Origin of the sequence: Collinsella sp. TF07-1, assembly GCF_003437235.1 — a bacterium.
Classification (GTDB): Bacteria; Actinomycetota; Coriobacteriia; order Coriobacteriales; family Coriobacteriaceae; genus Collinsella.
The window spans coordinates 1-699 of record NZ_QSRV01000062.1 but is presented as its reverse complement, the minus strand read 5'-3'; the positions used below and the strand labels follow the sequence as shown (position 1 = coordinate 699).

Sequence of the window (699 nt, the reverse complement as noted above, 5' to 3'; positions counted from 1 at the left end):
CTCGTATGTATCGAGGTATTCCTGCTTGAGCGTCTGCGAGGACGACTTGATCTTTTCCACGAGCGTGCCGGCCTCGATGAAGTAGAACGAGTTGGTGAGGTCTGCCAGGTCGTCGAGCAGATGGCTTGAAATGAGCACGCTGCGTCCCCGCGCCACCTCGCTGCGCATCGCGTCGCAGGAGGTTTTCCGCTTTCCCGGATCGAGGCCGTTCAGCGGTTCATCGAGGATGAGGTACGGGCAATCGGTCGCTATCGCCATGGCAAGCTTTACCTGCTGCTTCATTCCCGTCGAGAGTTTACGGGTCGGCTTGTCGAGATATGGGGAGATTCCGAGGGAGTCGCAGAGCGAGTCGATGTCGGCGGCCGATTTCCACGCCTCCCTAACGAAAGCAAGGTGCTCGATGGCCGATAGCGTGGGATAGAGATCCGCGCCGCCCGAAGAGCTCAGGTAGACGAGTTCTGCAAATTCGGCTGATCGACGTTGGCAGATTCCGTCTGCCGCCAGGCTTCCCGAGCGGATGCGGGTGGGAAATTGGCCCGACAGCGCTTCAAGAAGGGTGGTTTTCCCCGAGCCGTTGGGAGCAACGAGGCCCGCCGCCGTTCCCGGGCTCAGGAAAAGCGACCCGATTGAAAGTATCGTCGTGCTTCCGTATCCCACGCTCGCGTCCAGAAGCTCGAGCCCATGGCGCTTTTTCGCGGG

General features: G+C 60.4%; 1 protein-coding gene. It reads right to left on the bottom strand.

Features of this window, described 5'->3' with window-relative positions; genetic code table 11:
• On the bottom strand, positions 1 to 699 hold a 699-nt coding region (locus DXC67_RS10275; protein WP_147327794.1), incomplete at both ends, for an ABC transporter ATP-binding protein.